This is a genomic window from Mycobacterium sp. NGS48, assembly GCF_059812585.1.
Genome location: NZ_JCALCY010000003.1, coordinates 109,800 through 124,902 on the forward strand (window position 1 = coordinate 109,800; position 15,103 = coordinate 124,902).

Genomic DNA, 15,103 nt, shown 5'->3' on the forward strand with positions numbered 1-15,103 from the left:
TGTCAAGTCTGTGCTCCGCCACCGGCGCCCAGCGTCCGCTGCATATCTGGCTTCATGGCCGCCAGCTGGCTACCCCAGTAGCCCCAGCTGTGAACGCCGTTGCTGTCGATGTTGAACGTCGCGTTGTGTCCGCCGGCCGCGGTGTAAGCGTTCCGGAAAGCATCGTTGCTTTGCAAGATCACCTGCTCGATGACCTGGCCCGGGACGCTGCCCTCGCCGATGTTTTCCGAGGGCGTGCCGTTGCCGCTGTAGATCCACAGCCGGGTGTTATTGCCGGCTAGCCGGCCGGCCTGCACAGTGGGGTCGTTGCGCTGCCATCCGGGGCCGCCTGCCGGCCCCCACATGTCCTCGGGGTTGAAACCGCCCTCGTCGTTCATTGCGAACTTAACGAAGGTCGGCCCGCTGCCCTGGGAGGGGTTCAGCAATGCCGACAGCGAACCGGCGTAGGCAAACTGCCCCGGATGGTAGGCGGCCAAGGTCAACGCCGACGATCCGGACATCGAAACGCCCACCACAGCATTGCGATTCGACCGCACACCTCTGCTGGAAAGATAGCCGGGAAGCTCATTCGTCAAGAATGTTTCCCACTTGTAAGTTTGGCCATTCGCCGAGCCATACCAGTCGGAGTAGAAGCTGGAGCGTCCGCCGACCGGCGCCACCACAGATATACCCGAACCGGCGTAGTCGTTGAAGGCGTTCGTTTCGATATCCCAGCCGCTGCGGTCGTCGCGGGCGCGCAGCCCGTCGAGCAAGTAGACCGCCGGCGCTCCGCCGCCCTGGAATTCGACGGTGATGTCGTGGCCCATCGACGGCGAGGGCACCGCGAGGAATTCGGGCGCAGCGGCTCGCGCCGGCGGTGCAGTCCCGACCAACCCAGCCAGTCCCGGTAGTGCGGCGGCCACAACTCCGGCGTTCAGCAGTCGACGCATCCACCGTCTTTTGTCCGCATCCATCTCTATCCCTTCCGTCCGGTTGGGCTCCCGCCCATCAGTCTGATCCGCGGATTTCGTTTCAGCTCAACGAACTTCGTCATCCACCACCCTTCCGGCGTTGGCTCATCCACCAGACGGCTTCAGCGGATTGCCGACGTGCACCGCCAAGGTCCAGGCGCGTTGATGGCCGGGGGAATCTTGCTCAGCACGTTGCTGCAGATGCCTTCACTGCTGGCATCCACGTCAGCCACCACCGAGACAATGACCGTCGAACCGCTGGTGGCACACCGACGCCAGTCAACAGTGCGCGCGACTACCGGCCGGGAGAGTTCGATAACACGGCTCATGGGGCGTTCTTTCGTAGCGCGGTGCCCCCGAGCGCCGTGATGGATGGCTGCCGGCAGTCTGAAAGACAGACCACGACCTCTTTTTCTTAACAAAGATGAGGCAATATGTCCAGGAGGTTCTTCGGCAACGCCGATGCCGCGTTTTATGTTTGATCCGTTACGGGTTCGGTCGATTCTCCAGTCGGAACTCGGCACAATGCGCGCGGGATTGCTTCATCCCGCTTGCGCCAAGCGCTGCCCCGGGCCACCGCAAGCTACCGCGTGCTATAGCCAGAGCGGTGGCCGTTGGTTTGGAAGACGAAACGCTCAGCGATTTGTACCGCGTGGTCGGCGAAACGCTCATCGAGCCGACCGACCAGGGCCACGTCAACGCCAGTGGCGACGTCGTAGCGCCATCCTGGGTCAATCAGCACGGTCAGCAACTGGCGGTGCAGTTCGCCGATCGCGCTGTGGCGGCGAGCCAGATTAATCTGGCTGCGCCAAGTGGATTCGATGGTGCGTCGTATGGACCGAGTCAGGCGCGAGTCATTCTCCAAAACCCCCGCCCGGAGACGCCGCCGGCACTGCGGCGCCGGGGCTCGATTGCAGGTGGCTTGCGGCGAAGTCCGCGCCCTGGTTGATCAGGCTGCCCTCGTCGACGTAGGTGTTGTGCGCGGCGAAGTTCATCCCGTCAGAGCAGACCGGGTCCTCTGGAACGCACAACTGCAGGGTCTTGGGCTGATACAGCGGGCCGATGGTGAGGGGCGGTTCGTTGAGGAAGCTCATCGCCCGCACATTCGGGGTTCCGAACAGAACGACCGCGGCGACGTGGTTGGCCACCGCAGGCGAGAGCGGTTTGGGCACTGTCGCAGGATCAACCCCGTCCGGCACCGTTGGCGACGTGACGAAGCCCATCACGGCCGCGCCCTGGGAGTAGCCGCCGAGCACCATTTTGGTGTTGGGACAGGTGTTCGCCATCGACACGACATGAGCGCCCGCGTCCCTGATGCCGTCGACCCCGGTGGCCCACTCGTCGCTGGCGGGGTAGTTGACCGGATACACCCCCAGCGACCTCCCGCCGGTGCGCTGGCCGAGCGCGTCGACGAATGCCTGTCCGGTGGGGCCCAGGCCGGGTGGCTCACCGGTACCACGCGCAAACACCACCTCGGCATCGGGGCATCCCGCGGCCGTGGCCGACGGAAGAGCCTGGCCAGAAAGGACGGTGGTGCTGAGACTGCATGCTGCGACCATCGCAGAACCGACGAAACGAACGACGTGACGTGCCATCATGCCGCAATTGTTGCCCATACGCTCACTTCCTTAAACGCAAACTTTCCGGCTCAATTCATCCGCCGCGATTCCAGTCTGTCCGCAGCTGGTTATCGGCACGCCTAGTGTAGTGGGTGAGCTCTCGATTATGTTAAACCTCAGCTCTTTTCGATCCCGGTAGGAGCGCGGCGTGTCTGGTCACCGCGCGAGCGGCTTGCAACGCGCTGCCGGAGTGCCCACGAGCCGGAAGTCCTCGCTTGTGTCAATCTGCGGGTCGACCCCTTTTTGGAACAGGATGATGATGTCGGAGCCGCCGAACTGGAAGTAGCCGAACTCCTCGCCCTTGGCCATGTGCTTGCCGGGGGTCGAGGTCAGTACCACCGACGACACGTGTGCCATCCCCACCGGGATTACGGCGACGATGCCGATGTCACCTAAGTCGGACTGCGAGGTGTCGATGGTGACCACCCCGCGGGTCTGGGAGAACTCATATCCGCTAGTGGAGCTGTCGCTGCCCTGCAGCTGATGCTCCTCGATGCCGACGCGCATGAAGACCTTGCCGTTGATCCGGAAGGATTCTTTGACCAGACCGCCGACCGGCAGATGATAGCGGTGATAGGCCGTCACCGGCAGCATGTAGTGCACGAATGTGCCCCCGGCGAAGCTTTCGCTGTACTGACTGCCATCGATGAGTTGTTTGATGTTGCCGTATTTCTCGTTCTTGACGTTGGTGGCCGGAATCGCGGAGTCGGCGTCGATGTCGTAGGCGCTCTTATACATGCAGTCGGCCGGGGAGGTCACCACCATGTTATTGCTGGGCTCGGCAATCGGGCGCAGCCCGCCGTTGAGTTCGCGGGCGATGAATTGGTTAGCGGTCAACCAGCCGCTGGGCGCATTCGGCGCACCGTCGACCAGCGACTCATGGACGCTGAACTGCGGCGCGTTGTCGATGAACGACTGCAAGGCTTCCGGGCTGAACGACTCGGGGCTGTCCAGGAAGTTGCCCCATTGCCGGGCGAACTCAGTCGCCCACTCCCGGAAGACGTCGGAGTTCTGCAGCATCTCGCCGTCGACCTTCTGCGAGAGCAAAAAGTAGAAATGCGCGTGCCGATCATCGACCTCTTGGGACTTCCCCTCTTGCTTCCACGCCTCCGCCTCCGATTCGTGCGGCACCCACCGCACGAAGCGCTTCAGATAGTCCTCGTACTGACCGATGTCGGTGGGCCACTCCAGCGCCTCGAACAGTTTCGGGTTCAGGTCGGCCTCGGCCCATTCGCGGGCCTTCGTCAATGACTGCTCGAGCCGAGCGGCGAGGCCTTCTTCTTTCTCGAGCGCATCATGCAGTTTTCGGACGATCGCTTCGGGTTCAGTCATCTGAGCTCTCCTACCTATGGTCGTGCCCGGGTTTCAGGAGAAGTACCCGCAGCTGAATCGGGTAACCAGGGAGGGCCTCGGCCTGCCGCTAACCACCCAGGGCCGGGCCGGCGATCGGCGGCAGGCCCATCGTCAGCGTGAGCAGCATCAGCAACAGCAAAAACCAACCTGCGCCCTGCCATGCCCACCAAGGCCTGCCTTGCCGCCACAGCCGGTACGTTCGCGCGAACGCCCACACGCCTCCGCCGAACAGAATGACCGGCGCGCCGATTCCCAGCGCGATGCGCAGTACCGACCCGCACGCCGCTGTGTCGGTACGGGCCCCGCCGTCGCAACCGGCAACTGACAATGCCGCCAGGACGAGGAAGGCCACGCCCACCACCGCGATCACCAAAGCGAAAGTGACCGCCGGCCGGACGCTGCGGTCTTCGCGGCCGGGCTCGTCGGGGCGGGGCGGCAACGGTGGCGTACCCATCGTCACTGTTGCCGGTCGGCCAACGCGCGGTCACCGGATTGGCGTGCGCAGTGCACACAGTAGACAGCGTCGGTGGTCTCGACGCCGTGCCCGAGAATCCGGCAGCCGCAGTGCGCACACTGCGGCGCAATCTCGCTGGCCGAACATTCGATGCTGTCGAAGCTAGCGGTGCGCCTCTGCCAAGTCACCGTGAACGCTTTGTCGTTGTCGTTCCCGCACGTTGCACGAATCGCCATGTCAGCCGAATCCCCGAATATCCGGGCCGGTAAACGCGGCTGTCAGGGCAGGCCGGCGATGATGTGACGTTTGCTCGATGCGCTATTGGTACCACAGAAGTTAGTCCCGAAAAGGACACAGACGCAGCTGGCTTCGGCACTGCCGGGCGAGTTCGACAACGGGCACCACGTCCTCGATTGGCGCCGACGAGGTCACGGCCCGCCCGAGCCGCGTCGACAACACGCGCCTGAGCCAGAATCCAGTCAGCCCAAGCGAAGTCAGCTCACAGCGGCGACTCGTATAGAGCCAGGCTGACGAAGGCGAAAACAATGCAACAGAGCGCGCTCAGCGACGCGAGGGTCGCGCCCGCAAATATGAGCCATCGGGTGGCGCGACGTCGGCCTCGCTTGAACTTCGCGAGACGCTCTTCCCGCATCACTTCCGTCGCGACGAGTGCGAAACTGACATTGACCAAGTCGTCAGACGCTAGAGACCTACCCGCGGCTATTTCCTGAAGGCGTACCGCCGGGATCCCCACCCCGACGACGGCGAAGCGCCGACTCATGTGCCGGGCCCGTCTGCGACTGAGTACCTGATCTCGGGCATGCCGGCGGTGCGGCGGCGGTGGTCCCCATTCCTCGACAAACGGATGTGATGTGACTGTCATGACGTCGACCTTCGCCACCGCACGTGCTGACGGCTCCAGCCACACCCCACGACGTCCATCGCCAAGGCGCCTTGGGCGGTGCCGGGCGGCTGTGGTCATCGTTTCACCTGCTCCGTACCTAATGGACGGTCAATCCTGGCGCTTGGATGTTGTGTCGACACAAGCGCATTACCCCGTACTGTGATGGGTAAACATGCAATATCAGCGGCGCATGCAGAGGCCGAGATATCCCGCTGCCAGGCGGTTCGAGGCCGGTTTGGTGGGCTCGGCGTCGGGTACCTGTTGCCTATGGCGTTTGCACAGTACCAAAACGAGATTTACACGCAGGGGCAAAAAGGCGAAAACCCGCCCTTGCCAATCACCTTCGCTGACTTGGAGGCAAAAGCGTCCGCCGCGCTGCCGCAGTCGGTATGGGGGTATGTAGTAGGCGGCGCCGGCGACGAGCACACCCAGCGCGCCAACTGTCACGCGTTCGAGCGCTGGGGCCTGATGCCGCGAATGCTGGTCGCCCCCACCGAACGTGATCTTTCGGTCGAGGTGTTCGGGGTGAAGTTTCCGGCTCCGGCGTTCATGGCACCGATCGGCGTCATCGGCGTATGCGCCCAAGACGGCCACGGCGATCTGGCCTGCGCCCGTGCGGCCGCGCGCACCGGCATCCCATTCATGGCCGGAACACTCTCGGCCGACCCACTCGAAGATGTAGCGGCTCAGCTAGGTGACACCGCCGGGTTTTTCCAGCTTTACACGCCACCGGACCGCGAGATGGCCGCCAGCCTGGTGCATCGCGCCGAGGCGGCCGGCTACAAAGGCATCGTCGTCACCCTCGATACCTGGGTGACCGGTTGGCGACCGCGTGACTTGAGCGCCGGCAACTATCCACAGGTGCCCAGTCGTTGTCTTGCCAACTACACCAGCGACCCAGTCTTCCTCGACAGCCTGAAACCCGGCGAAGATCCGACGGAGGCCGCGGTGCAGAAGCTTCCCATCTTCGGCGGGCCGTTTCGATGGGATGACTTGGACTGGCTGCGTGCGGAGACCGATCTTCCGGTAATCCCGAAGGGGATCTGTCACCCCGACGATGCGCGGCGCGCCAAAGACGCCGGCGTCGACGGCATCTACTGCTCGAACCACGGGGGCCGACAGGCTAACAGCGGTGTACCCGCCCTCGACTGCTTGCCCGGAGTCCTCGAGGCGGCCGACGGGCTACCGGTGCTGTTCGACTCGGGAGTCCGCAGCGGTCCCGACATCATCAAGGCGCTCGCGATGGGGGCCGCTGCAGTCGGGATCGGCAGGCCCTACGCCTACGGTCTGGCCCTGGGCGGTGACGATGGCATCGTGCACGTGCTGCGCTCGCTGCTGGCCGAAGCCGACCTGCTGATGGCCGTCGACGGCTACCCCTCCCGCGAAGACCTCACACCCGAGGCGCTGCGGCAGGTCGGATAGTCTCAGGGGCGTAGGGCAACCCGGCTCGTTAAGACGGAATCGAATCAATCAGGCCCGCAGTCACATCCGTTCGAACTTGAGGTAGCGGATGATGGCCGGCAGTTCACGCCAATGAACACCAGCCCCACCGAGGCCAGGATGGCGACAACCACATAGAGAACAATCATGGGGCTCTCCTCGGTATCGGTCAGATCCATTGCGTCACCGCTTATCCGGGCGGCAGGCTAGGCATGATTGGCAGGATTGCGTCATGCCTCTTCGGGCCGACTCCGGTCGAGCGACGGGCGTCGGCCTTGCCGTCCTTGTGGCGGCCGACGTTTTTGTCGTACGGGCCCTGGTTGCCCTGCTGGACCCGCCACGAATGCGACGTCGAATCGGGTTTGATCTTGGCTTTGCCAACACGGATTTCAGCCATCTGGTTTCCGCCAATTGCGTTGCGTTACAGCAGTTATCTGGCGTTGTGTATCGAGCTCGGCGAAAAAGCGGTCGACCGCCGGCCACACCGTGCTGCCTCCGGACAGCCCCGCCATTCCTGGCGGATGACGGCGACCAAGCGATAGCACTCGTCGATCGGCACTACCAGTACTCGCGGGCGTCACGGGCCTGGCGTGAGATCGTGGTGCTTAGTCCTCCTTTGCGGCGCGCGTCAACGCTCTTTGCAACGTCGAGTGGATGGGCAGGAGCCAGCGCAGACCGCAGGCGGCCGCGGTCCGCGCGACTATCGGCTTTTGGCTGACCAAGCAGAGCGTCACACCACGGCGTCGGCAACGTTCTGCCTCACGCGCCAGCACCGCGAACGCGCAGCAACCCATGAAGTCGAGCTCGCGCACGTCGACCACGACGGGTCCCGGCGTGGCGGCGGTTGCCGCCATCTCGGCGAGTAGGTAGCGCCAGTCACCTTCGTTGCTGGCGTCTACTTCGCCGGCGACGGAGATGATTACCGCCGTACCGACGTGGCGGGTGGCCGCGCGCAGGGCGTGTGGCGCGTCAACTCGCTCCGTACTCGAAGCAGCTTGGGAGCGACAGACTTTGATCGTCGCAGAGCTCATCGGTGCACTCCGTATCGTGCGCCGAAATTGGCGCCTCGGGCGGATGCCGGCCCTACGCTGCTGAAGACAGGGTAATTCCTACTCATTAGTAGCCCCCAGCGGGTCGGTCTGTCCAGCGTTTGATTGGAATTTCCTGAGAGCCTGCCCTGTTCTCAGAGAATCGGCCGGCCGCCGGTGACGGCCACCCGCGCACCGGAAACATAGCTGGCGTCGTCGGAGGCCAGCAGCACATAGATCGACGCCAGCTCGGCCGGTTGACCGGCGCGCCCCAACGGCACATTCTCGCCGAACGACTTCACCTTCTCCGCGGGCATGGTCGACGGGATGAGCGGTGTCCAGATCGGACCGGGCGCCACGCTGTTGACGCGAATCCCTTTGTCGCCCAATAGCTGTGCCAGGCTGGCCGAGAAGTTGGCGATCGCTGCCTTGGTTGCCGCATAGGGGGCCAACGTTGGGTTGGGTGTGTCGGAGTTGACCGACGAGCTGCCGATGATCGACGAGCCGGCGGCCATGTGCGGCAAGGCCGCCTTGGTGAGATAGAAGTAAGCCCCGACATTCAGCCGGAACGTGTAGTCCCATTCCTCGTCGCTGATCTCATCGAGCGTTTCGTGCGTCATCTGGTATGCGGCGTTATTGACCAGCACGTCGATCCCGCCGAACTCCTGGACCGCCTGATCCACCACAGCCCGGCAATGTGTGGGATCGGACAGATCGCCGGGAGCGAGGACGCATTTGCGGCCTGCGTCTTCGACATAGCGAGCGACGTCCTGAGCGTCTTCGTCCTCGTTGAGGTAGGCGATCAACACGTCAGCGCCTTCTCTGGCGTAGGCGATCGCCACCGCGCGGCCGATCCCGCTGTCACCACCGGTGATGACCGCCCGTTTACCGGTAAGTTTTCCGGAGCCTCGGTAGCTGTCCTCGCCGCAGTCCGGGACGGGGTCCATTCGAGCTTGCACACCGGGTACCGCTTGCTGTTGCTCGGGAAAACTCATCGGGTGCTCCTGGAGTATCGAATCGTCAGGTAGCGCAGGCGCTATCGAAGTCGCGGTCGTGATCTACCGCCCGGCTACCCGGCCCTACCAGCGGCTAACCATTGATTTGAGGGCTTCACGGCGACGTAAAAGATCGCTGTCACGCAACATCATTCGTTCGGACCACGTTTGGGCCCACAGTGGATGGGTATGGGGGACTGGGTGCGGTGACCTACTCGAGACCGGGGTATCACCGCTCGAACGGAAGGCTCGAACGACACGAATGAGAGGAGATAGCGTGAAGTTCACCGCCACTACTGTGAAAACGGGAATTGGAGCCGCTGCAATCGCGGCCGCCAGTGTTTTCGGCGCGCCGATGGCCTCTGCTGCTCCGCCGAGCATCCAGGGTTTCGGCACCAGCCAACAACTGGTAGACGGTCCGTTGGTCACCGACTACACGGTGACAAATCTGCAGCCCAGCGACATGGTGATTCCGGGATACACCCCGAAGGGTCACTTGTACCAGGCGGATCTGACGGCCAAGTCGGACAGTGGGACTGTCACGCCGTTGGTCTCGGACTTCAACGCCCGGGCCGCCAACGGTGAAACCTACCGGGTGGTTGACACGTCTCCGGTGCCGAACGGCATTAGCCCGGCGCCGATTGTTCAGGGTCAGCAGTCCAGCGGCAAGGTCTACTTCGACGTGACCGGCGCGCCGCCCAATGGCGTCGTCTACAACGACGGCGTGCAGGACGTCCTGATCTGGACAAGCACCGCCTAAAGCTGCCATATAAGGCAACTTGCCTCCCCGCGTCAGTCAATGACGCGGGGAGGCGTCGCTTTGCAGGCATTTTCGCCGCGGCCCGGATGGGGTACTCGAAGCGGTATGAGTGCAACCGATCGCAGACCGGGCAAGGTGCGTCAGCAGGCCCACCAGCAGGCCGAACAAGCGCGCGCGGCGATGGACGACCGGCGTGAAGGACAACAGGGCGGATTGAGCGGCTGGGTGGCCAGCCGGGCCGGCAGATGGGACCTCAGCGGCCAGGACGAGGCCACGCTGCAGCAGCAGAAGTTCTTCTGGAACGCGTTGGTCGAATACTGGTTCCGAATGGAAATCGACGGCTGGGAAAACGTCCCGGAGACACCCGTGCTGTTGGTGGGGATCCACTCCGGCGCACCATTCGTGTGGGATGCCTGGACAGTCGGTTTCCAGTGGTGGCGGCGATTCGGTCCCGAGCGGACTTTGCACGGAACCGCCCACGACGCGTTGATGGCGATTCCGGGTTTCGGCCGGTACTTCCGTTCAATGGGTGTGCTGCCGGCCGCGCCGGACGCCATTGCGACGGCCCTGGCCGAAGGACGTGATGTCGCGCTCTGGCCGGGCGGCGAAGTCGACTCGCTGCGGCCGTGGAGTGAGCGGGACCGCGCCAACCTGGCCGGGCGAAAAGGCTTCGTCAAGATGGCGATTCGCGCCGGCGTGCCAATTGTGCCGATCGCCACGGTGGGGGGCGCCGACGCCATGCCGGTCCTGATCCGCGGCGACAAGCTCTCGCGGGTCTTGCGGTTGGACCGGCTGTTGCGGCTCAAGGTGTTCCCGGTGGCCGTCTCGCTGCCGTGGGGAATTGCGCCCGCCGCGCTGCCTCAGTTCCCACTGCCCGCCAAGATCCGGACGAGATTCATGCCCGCCGTCGAGCTCGACCAAGACGCCACACGTGCCGATGACGACGAGTACGTCGACCACAAGTATCACGAAGTGCAGGACAGCATTCAGCGCGGCATGGACGCGCTGGCCCGCAAGCGGGCGCTGCCATTGTTCGGTTGATCCCCAGGCCCCACGCAGATGACAGGCCCGGTCCGTCACGGACCGGGCCTGTCATCTTGGATCAAGCTACTCCTGGTGAGACTGCTGGCGCTTCTCGGACGCTTCCGCGCTACCGCGAGCAGCGTCTGCTTCGGCCTCTTTCTTTGCGGCGTCCCGCTGCGCTTCGGCCTTGTCCTGTTGGGCCTTGCCCTCGCGGGCCATGTCGTCTTGGCCGAGCACGTTGCCGGCGGCTTCCTTCACCTTGCCCTTGACGCCTTCGACGGCACCGCGTACGCCCTCTTCAGGTCCACTGTTTTTGTCGTCCGCCATGGAGTCCTCCTTGTTGGCTAGTGTCACTGAGTTCCTACTCAGCACCGGCCGATGTCTCGACCGGTTTCGGCGCGGCGCAGAGACTCGTTGATCTCTTGCTTTCCCCGCCGCGTCTCGCGGATTCCCGGGTCGGCGGGTACTCAAACCTTCACAGCCACCTTGCCCGGCTGCCGCGCTGTTTCGTCGCCTCACGGCCGGGTATGTGGGAGCGATGATGAGATCGCTGTGGCTGGCCGATCGAAGCCGCCTAACTGCTCGAACAAGTCTGGGACCGCTGACCGCCGACGTCGTGGTGGTTGGCGCCGGCATCACCGGTCTGGTCACCGCGGTGCTGCTGGCCAGGGCCGGCAAGGACGTAGTGGTGCTGGAGGCGCGCAGCGCCGGCGCAGTGACCACCGGCAACACCACCGGAAAGGTCAGCCTGCTGCAGGCCACGATGTTGTCGCAGATCGTCGCCCGCCACGGGGCCGACCTCGCGCGTGACTACGTGCGCGGCAACCACGAGGGCCAGGATTGGCTACTGCGGTATTGCGAGGCCAACGAAGTTCCGGTTCAGCGTGAAGACGCGTACACGTATGCCCAGTCGGCGGGAGAGGTGGCGTCGGCGCGCGCGGAGTTGGCTGCGTGCCGGCTGGCAGGCCTCGATGTCGACTGGGATGACGACGCCGATGTCCCGTTTCCCTATCACGGCGGGGTGCGGCTCGCCGCCCAGGCGCAGTTCGATCCAATGCCATTGCTGGACAGCCTGATCGGCGAGTTGACCGAGCGGGGCGGCCGGCTCGTCGAGGGCGCGCGGGTGCATCGTCTCTCGCACCGCAGCGGCCGTGTGCGGCTGGGCGTGCGTACCTCTGACGGTGAGGTCGACGTCGACGCAGGGCGGTGTGTACTGGCCACCGGTATGCCCATTCTGGATCGCGGCGGATTCTTCGCCAGACTGAAACCCAATAGGTCTTACTGCATTGCCTTCGACGTCCCCGGCACCATCACCCGGCCGATGTTCATCTCCGCCGGTTCGCCGACCAGGTCGATCCGATACGCCCCGGTCGCCGCTGGCGAGCGACTCATCGTCGGTGGTGCCAGCCACGTCGTCGGCCGCAAGAGTCCTACCGCCGAGCTGGACGAACTGTCGTCGTGGGCGCGCAAGTACTATCCCGGTGCCGAGGTGACCCATCAGTGGTCGGCCCAGGACTACACGCCCGCGGACCACTTGCCATATGTCGGTCCCATCCTTCCTGGGGACGAGAAAGTCCTTGTCGCAACGGGATTCAACAAGTGGGGGCTGGCTGCCGGCACGGCCGCGGCGCTTGCGCTCAGCGGGCGGATCCTCGACGGGCGAATGGATTGGGCACGTGCCTTCGCGGCGTGGAGCCCGCATGAGCTCACCGGCCTCCCCACCGCTGTGCAAGCCAATCTCGAGGTCGCTTTCCACATGGCCAAAGGGTGGGTCGCGCCGGTGACCCGGCTGGGACGCGCCACTCCCGCCGACGGCGGAGTGGTCAGCGGTCTGCCCTGGAATTTGGAAGCACGGTGCACGGTTGACGGTGTGCAGCACCGTGTTTCGCCGGTATGTCCGCATTTGGGCGGAATTGTGAACTGGAACGACGCGGACAAGTCGTGGGAGTGTCCGCTGCACGGATCGCGCTTCGCACCGGATGGCACGCTGCTGGAAGGACCGGCCACCCGGGGGCTGACAGCCTCGTCGTAGCTCCCGGCGGGCACTGACCTTCTGGTTGTGCGGGGGCGCGAGGATCTCCGCGAGAAATCTCGCAGTGGCCGCACGGCCGGCGAGCCTCGACATTAAGCTTTCACCTCGGACATGCGGGGGTGGGCATGAGGCAGGATGGAAAGTGTCGTCTCAGGGCGCAGCGGAATGGCGCTCTTACGCGAGGAGTCTGATGACAGAACCGGAGCCGACGAGCACCAGGGGCGTGGAGGCGTTTTTGCCGGACAATGGCTACTCAGCCGCTCAACCGGATAATCGGCCTAAGTATTCGCGGGTGTTGCTCAAGCTCGGCGGCGAAATGTTCGGCGGCGGGCAGGTCGGGCTGGATCCCGATGTGGTGGCCCAGGTGGCCCGCCAGATCGCCGAAGTGGTTCGCAGTGGCGTGCAGGTCGCGGTCGTGATCGGCGGCGGCAACTTCTTTCGCGGCGCACAACTTCAACAACGCGGCATGGAGCGCAGCCGCTCGGACTATATGGGCATGCTCGGCACTGTCATGAATAGCCTTGCGCTGCAAGATTTCCTGGAGAAGGAAGGCATCGCGACCCGAGTCCAGACCGCGATCACGATGGGGCAGGTGGCGGAGCCGTACATTCCGCTGCGCGCGCGACGGCACTTGGAGAAGGGCCGGGTGGTGATTTTCGGTGCCGGCATGGGATTGCCGTATTTCTCCACCGACACCACCGCTGCGCAGCGCGCGCTGGAGATCGGCGCCGAGGTGGTGCTGATGGCCAAGGCCGTCGACGGCGTGTTCGCCGACGACCCGCGGACCAACCCCGAAGCCGAACTGCTCACCGCGATCAGCCACCGCGAAGTGATCGACCGCGGGCTGCGGGTGGCCGATGCCACCGCGTTCAGCCTGTGTATGGACAATGGCATGCCGATCTTGGTGTTCAACCTGCTGACCGACGGCAATATCGCTCGCGCGGTCGCGGGTGAGAAGATCGGGACGCTGGTCACCACCTAAGGAGCGGCGCACATGCACGCCGGCGGCGATGCAGCGGGCCAGCGATGAGAAGGAGTGGCGCAAATATGATCGACGAGACTCTCTTCGACGCCGAAGAGAAGATGGAGAAGGCGGTGTCGGTGGCCCGGGACGACCTGTCGACCATCCGGACCGGCCGGGCCAACCCGGGCATGTTCTCCCGGATCGTGATCGACTACTACGGCACGGCTACTCCGATCACCCAGTTGGCCAGCATCAATGTCCCTGAGGCCCGGCTGGTGGTCATCAAGCCCTACGAAGCCAGCCAGCTGGGTGCCATCGAGACCGCCATCCGCAACTCCGAGCTGGGTGTCAATCCCACCAACGACGGGACGCTGATCCGGGTGGCGGTGCCGCAGTTGACCGAGGAACGCCGCCGCGAGCTGGTCAAGCAGGCCAAGCACAAAGGTGAGGAAGGCCGCGTTTCAGTACGCAACATCCGCCGCAAGGCCATGGAGGAGCTGCACCGCATCCGCAAAGACGGGGAGGCCGGCGAGGACGAGGTCGGCCGGGCCGAGAAGGACCTGGACAAGACCACCCACCAGTACGTCACCCAGATCGACGAGCTGGTCAAACACAAAGAAGGCGAGCTGCTGGAGGTCTAGCGGCCGCTCAGCAACGATGTCCGTGGCAGGCACTGATACCGGTACAGGCACCCCGGCCGAGGAATCGCTGCCGGAGCCGCCGCCGAAGGCGTCGCGGGCCGGCCGCAACCTGCCGGTGGCGATCCTGGTGGGTGCGGTCCTGGGCGGGGCCGTCATCGCCACGTTGTTGTACGCGCGCTACGCGTTCGTCGGGATACTTGCCGCCGGTGTGCTGCTCGGCACGCTCGAAGTGGTGCGGCGGCTCAGGGCCGCCGGCTACGTGCTACCGGTCATCCCGCTCGTGCTCGGTGGTCAGGCCACCGTGTGGCTGACCTGGCCGTACGGTGCGCGCGGCGCGCTGGCCGGCTTCGGAGGCACCGTCGTGATCTGCATGATCTGGCGGCTGCTGAGCCGGCAGGGTCGGCGGGCAGCGCAGGGTTCCGATGCCGCGCCGGCGAATTACCTGCGCGACGTCTCGGCGACGGTTTTCCTGGCCGCCTGGGTCCCGTTGTTCGCCTCATTTGCTGCCTTGCTGGTTTACCACCATGACGGGCCCGCGAAGGCGTTCTCGCTGGCAGTCGGTGTGGTGGCCTCCGACGTGGGCGGTTACGCCGCCGGCGTGTTGTTCGGCAAGCATCCGATGGTCCCGGCGATCAGTCCGAAGAAATCCTGGGAGGGGCTGGTCGGCTCCCTGGTGCTGGGTATCGCCGCGACGACCCTCACCGTGACGTATCTGGTCGGCAAACCGCTGTGGATCGGCGTGTTGCTGGGTTTGACGGTGGTGATCACCGCGACTCTCGGTGATCTGGTGGAATCACAGGTCAAACGAGATCTGGGGATCAAGGACATGGGTAGCCTGCTGCCCGGCCACGGCGGGGTGCTGGACCGGTTCGACGGGTTTCTGCCGTCGGCGGTGGCGGCGTGGGTCGTGCTGACGCTGGTGCCCTGATACTGGACTCAT

General features: G+C 64.6%; 19 protein-coding genes. 7 read left to right on the top strand and 12 right to left on the bottom strand.

The annotated features are described in order from the left end of the window. Window positions 1-2 precede the first annotated feature (2 nt). The 7 genes from AC5Y42_RS07390 to AC5Y42_RS07420 form a co-directional block, all read right to left on the bottom strand. Window positions 3-929 (bottom strand): esterase family protein, encoded by a 927-nt coding sequence (locus tag AC5Y42_RS07390; protein ID WP_499896966.1) that lies wholly within the window; start codon window positions 927-929, stop codon window positions 3-5. Window positions 930-1,072: 143 nt separating this feature from the next. Continuing rightward, entirely contained in the window at window positions 1,073-1,279 is a 207-nt protein-coding gene (locus AC5Y42_RS07395) for a hypothetical protein (RefSeq protein WP_499896967.1), read from the bottom strand. A gap of 254 nt (window positions 1,280-1,533) precedes the next feature. Further along, the gene (locus tag AC5Y42_RS07400) at window positions 1,534-1,692 is read right to left on the bottom strand and encodes a hypothetical protein (protein ID WP_499896969.1); all 159 of its coding nucleotides are present in this window, start codon (window positions 1,690-1,692) and stop codon (window positions 1,534-1,536) included. A gap of 112 nt (window positions 1,693-1,804) precedes the next feature. Next, the gene (locus AC5Y42_RS07405; protein ID WP_499896970.1) at window positions 1,805-2,566 is read right to left on the bottom strand and encodes a cutinase family protein; all 762 of its coding nucleotides are present in this window, start codon (window positions 2,564-2,566) and stop codon (window positions 1,805-1,807) included. A 159-nt stretch (window positions 2,567-2,725) separates the two neighbouring features. Beyond that, entirely contained in the window at window positions 2,726-3,901 is a 1,176-nt protein-coding gene (locus tag AC5Y42_RS07410) for a phosphatidylserine decarboxylase (RefSeq protein ID WP_499896971.1), read from the bottom strand. 88 nt (window positions 3,902-3,989) lie between these two features. Next, entirely contained in the window at window positions 3,990-4,376 is a 387-nt protein-coding gene (locus AC5Y42_RS07415; RefSeq protein ID WP_499896972.1) for a hypothetical protein, read from the bottom strand. 2 nt (window positions 4,377-4,378) lie between these two features. Beyond that, window positions 4,379-4,612, bottom strand: a complete 234-nt coding sequence (locus AC5Y42_RS07420) for a metallothionein (RefSeq protein WP_499896974.1) — start codon at window positions 4,610-4,612, stop codon at window positions 4,379-4,381. A gap of 935 nt (window positions 4,613-5,547) precedes the next feature. Here AC5Y42_RS07420 and AC5Y42_RS07425 point away from each other — a divergent pair. Next, window positions 5,548-6,702 (top strand): alpha-hydroxy-acid oxidizing protein, encoded by a 1,155-nt coding sequence (locus tag AC5Y42_RS07425; protein ID WP_499896975.1) that lies wholly within the window; start codon window positions 5,548-5,550, stop codon window positions 6,700-6,702. Window positions 6,703-6,910: 208 nt separating this feature from the next. Here AC5Y42_RS07425 and AC5Y42_RS07430 read toward each other — a convergent pair whose 3' ends face one another. The 4 genes from AC5Y42_RS07430 to AC5Y42_RS07445 form a co-directional block, all read right to left on the bottom strand. Further along, window positions 6,911-7,117, bottom strand: coding sequence for a hypothetical protein (locus AC5Y42_RS07430; protein ID WP_499896977.1), 207 nt, complete (start codon window positions 7,115-7,117; stop codon window positions 6,911-6,913). Between the two features lie 33 nt (window positions 7,118-7,150). Then, entirely contained in the window at window positions 7,151-7,279 is a 129-nt protein-coding gene (locus AC5Y42_RS07435) for a DUF5947 family protein (protein WP_499896978.1), read from the bottom strand. 46 nt (window positions 7,280-7,325) lie between these two features. Continuing rightward, window positions 7,326-7,751 (bottom strand): anti-sigma factor antagonist, encoded by a 426-nt coding sequence (locus AC5Y42_RS07440; protein ID WP_499896980.1) that lies wholly within the window; start codon window positions 7,749-7,751, stop codon window positions 7,326-7,328. 152 nt (window positions 7,752-7,903) lie between these two features. Continuing rightward, the gene (locus AC5Y42_RS07445) at window positions 7,904-8,743 is read right to left on the bottom strand and encodes an SDR family oxidoreductase (protein WP_499896982.1); all 840 of its coding nucleotides are present in this window, start codon (window positions 8,741-8,743) and stop codon (window positions 7,904-7,906) included. Window positions 8,744-9,020: 277 nt separating this feature from the next. Between AC5Y42_RS07445 and AC5Y42_RS07450 the strand changes: the two genes are divergently transcribed. Then, a complete protein-coding gene (locus AC5Y42_RS07450; RefSeq protein WP_499896983.1) occupies window positions 9,021-9,503 on the top strand; it encodes an MPT63 family protein in 483 nt (160 codons plus the stop codon). Between the two features lie 105 nt (window positions 9,504-9,608). Continuing rightward, window positions 9,609-10,544 carry a lysophospholipid acyltransferase family protein gene (locus tag AC5Y42_RS07455; protein WP_499896984.1) on the top strand — a complete coding sequence of 312 codons (936 nt, stop codon included), beginning with the start codon at window positions 9,609-9,611 and terminating at the stop codon, window positions 10,542-10,544. A gap of 66 nt (window positions 10,545-10,610) precedes the next feature. Here AC5Y42_RS07455 and mbp1 read toward each other — a convergent pair whose 3' ends face one another. After that, window positions 10,611-10,853: a microaggregate-binding protein 1 gene (gene mbp1 / locus AC5Y42_RS07460; protein WP_499896985.1), complete on the bottom strand. Its 243-nt coding sequence runs from the start codon at window positions 10,851-10,853 to the stop codon at window positions 10,611-10,613. A gap of 214 nt (window positions 10,854-11,067) precedes the next feature. Between mbp1 and AC5Y42_RS07465 the strand changes: the two genes are divergently transcribed. The 4 genes from AC5Y42_RS07465 (at window position 11,068) to AC5Y42_RS07480 (ending at window position 15,091) form a co-directional block, all read left to right on the top strand. After that, window positions 11,068-12,558: an FAD-dependent oxidoreductase gene (locus tag AC5Y42_RS07465; RefSeq protein WP_499897547.1), complete on the top strand. Its 1,491-nt coding sequence runs from the start codon at window positions 11,068-11,070 to the stop codon at window positions 12,556-12,558. Window positions 12,559-12,748: 190 nt separating this feature from the next. Next, a complete protein-coding gene (gene pyrH, locus AC5Y42_RS07470) occupies window positions 12,749-13,540 on the top strand; it encodes a UMP kinase (RefSeq protein ID WP_499885590.1) in 792 nt (263 codons plus the stop codon). Window positions 13,541-13,605: 65 nt separating this feature from the next. Further along, window positions 13,606-14,163 (top strand): ribosome recycling factor, encoded by a 558-nt coding sequence (frr, locus tag AC5Y42_RS07475; protein WP_499896987.1) that lies wholly within the window; start codon window positions 13,606-13,608, stop codon window positions 14,161-14,163. Between the two features lie 22 nt (window positions 14,164-14,185). Further along, window positions 14,186-15,091: a phosphatidate cytidylyltransferase gene (locus AC5Y42_RS07480; RefSeq protein WP_499896989.1), complete on the top strand. Its 906-nt coding sequence runs from the start codon at window positions 14,186-14,188 to the stop codon at window positions 15,089-15,091. Window positions 15,092-15,103: the final 12 nt, after the last annotated feature.

Coding starts and splice junctions, on each gene's coding strand:
- AC5Y42_RS07390 (WP_499896966.1), bottom strand. CDS start 929: ATGCGTCGACTGCTGAACGCCGGAGTTGTGGCCGCCGCACTACCGGGA.
- AC5Y42_RS07395 (WP_499896967.1), bottom strand. CDS start 1,279: ATGAGCCGTGTTATCGAACTCTCCCGGCCGGTAGTCGCGCGCACTGTT.
- AC5Y42_RS07405 (WP_499896970.1), bottom strand. CDS start 2,566: ATGGGCAACAATTGCGGCATGATGGCACGTCACGTCGTTCGTTTCGTC.
- AC5Y42_RS07410 (WP_499896971.1), bottom strand. CDS start 3,901: ATGACTGAACCCGAAGCGATCGTCCGAAAACTGCATGATGCGCTCGAG.
- AC5Y42_RS07415 (WP_499896972.1), bottom strand. CDS start 4,376: ATGGGTACGCCACCGTTGCCGCCCCGCCCCGACGAGCCCGGCCGCGAA.
- AC5Y42_RS07420 (WP_499896974.1), bottom strand. CDS start 4,612: ATGGCGATTCGTGCAACGTGCGGGAACGACAACGACAAAGCGTTCACG.
- AC5Y42_RS07425 (WP_499896975.1), top strand. CDS start 5,548: ATGGCGTTTGCACAGTACCAAAACGAGATTTACACGCAGGGGCAAAAA.
- AC5Y42_RS07430 (WP_499896977.1), bottom strand. CDS start 7,117: ATGGCTGAAATCCGTGTTGGCAAAGCCAAGATCAAACCCGATTCGACG.
- AC5Y42_RS07440 (WP_499896980.1), bottom strand. CDS start 7,751: ATGAGCTCTGCGACGATCAAAGTCTGTCGCTCCCAAGCTGCTTCGAGT.
- AC5Y42_RS07445 (WP_499896982.1), bottom strand. CDS start 8,743: ATGAGTTTTCCCGAGCAACAGCAAGCGGTACCCGGTGTGCAAGCTCGA.
- AC5Y42_RS07455 (WP_499896984.1), top strand. CDS start 9,609: ATGAGTGCAACCGATCGCAGACCGGGCAAGGTGCGTCAGCAGGCCCAC.
- mbp1 (WP_499896985.1), bottom strand. CDS start 10,853: ATGGCGGACGACAAAAACAGTGGACCTGAAGAGGGCGTACGCGGTGCC.
- AC5Y42_RS07465 (WP_499897547.1), top strand. CDS start 11,068: ATGAGATCGCTGTGGCTGGCCGATCGAAGCCGCCTAACTGCTCGAACA.
- pyrH (WP_499885590.1), top strand. CDS start 12,749: ATGACAGAACCGGAGCCGACGAGCACCAGGGGCGTGGAGGCGTTTTTG.
- frr (WP_499896987.1), top strand. CDS start 13,606: ATGATCGACGAGACTCTCTTCGACGCCGAAGAGAAGATGGAGAAGGCG.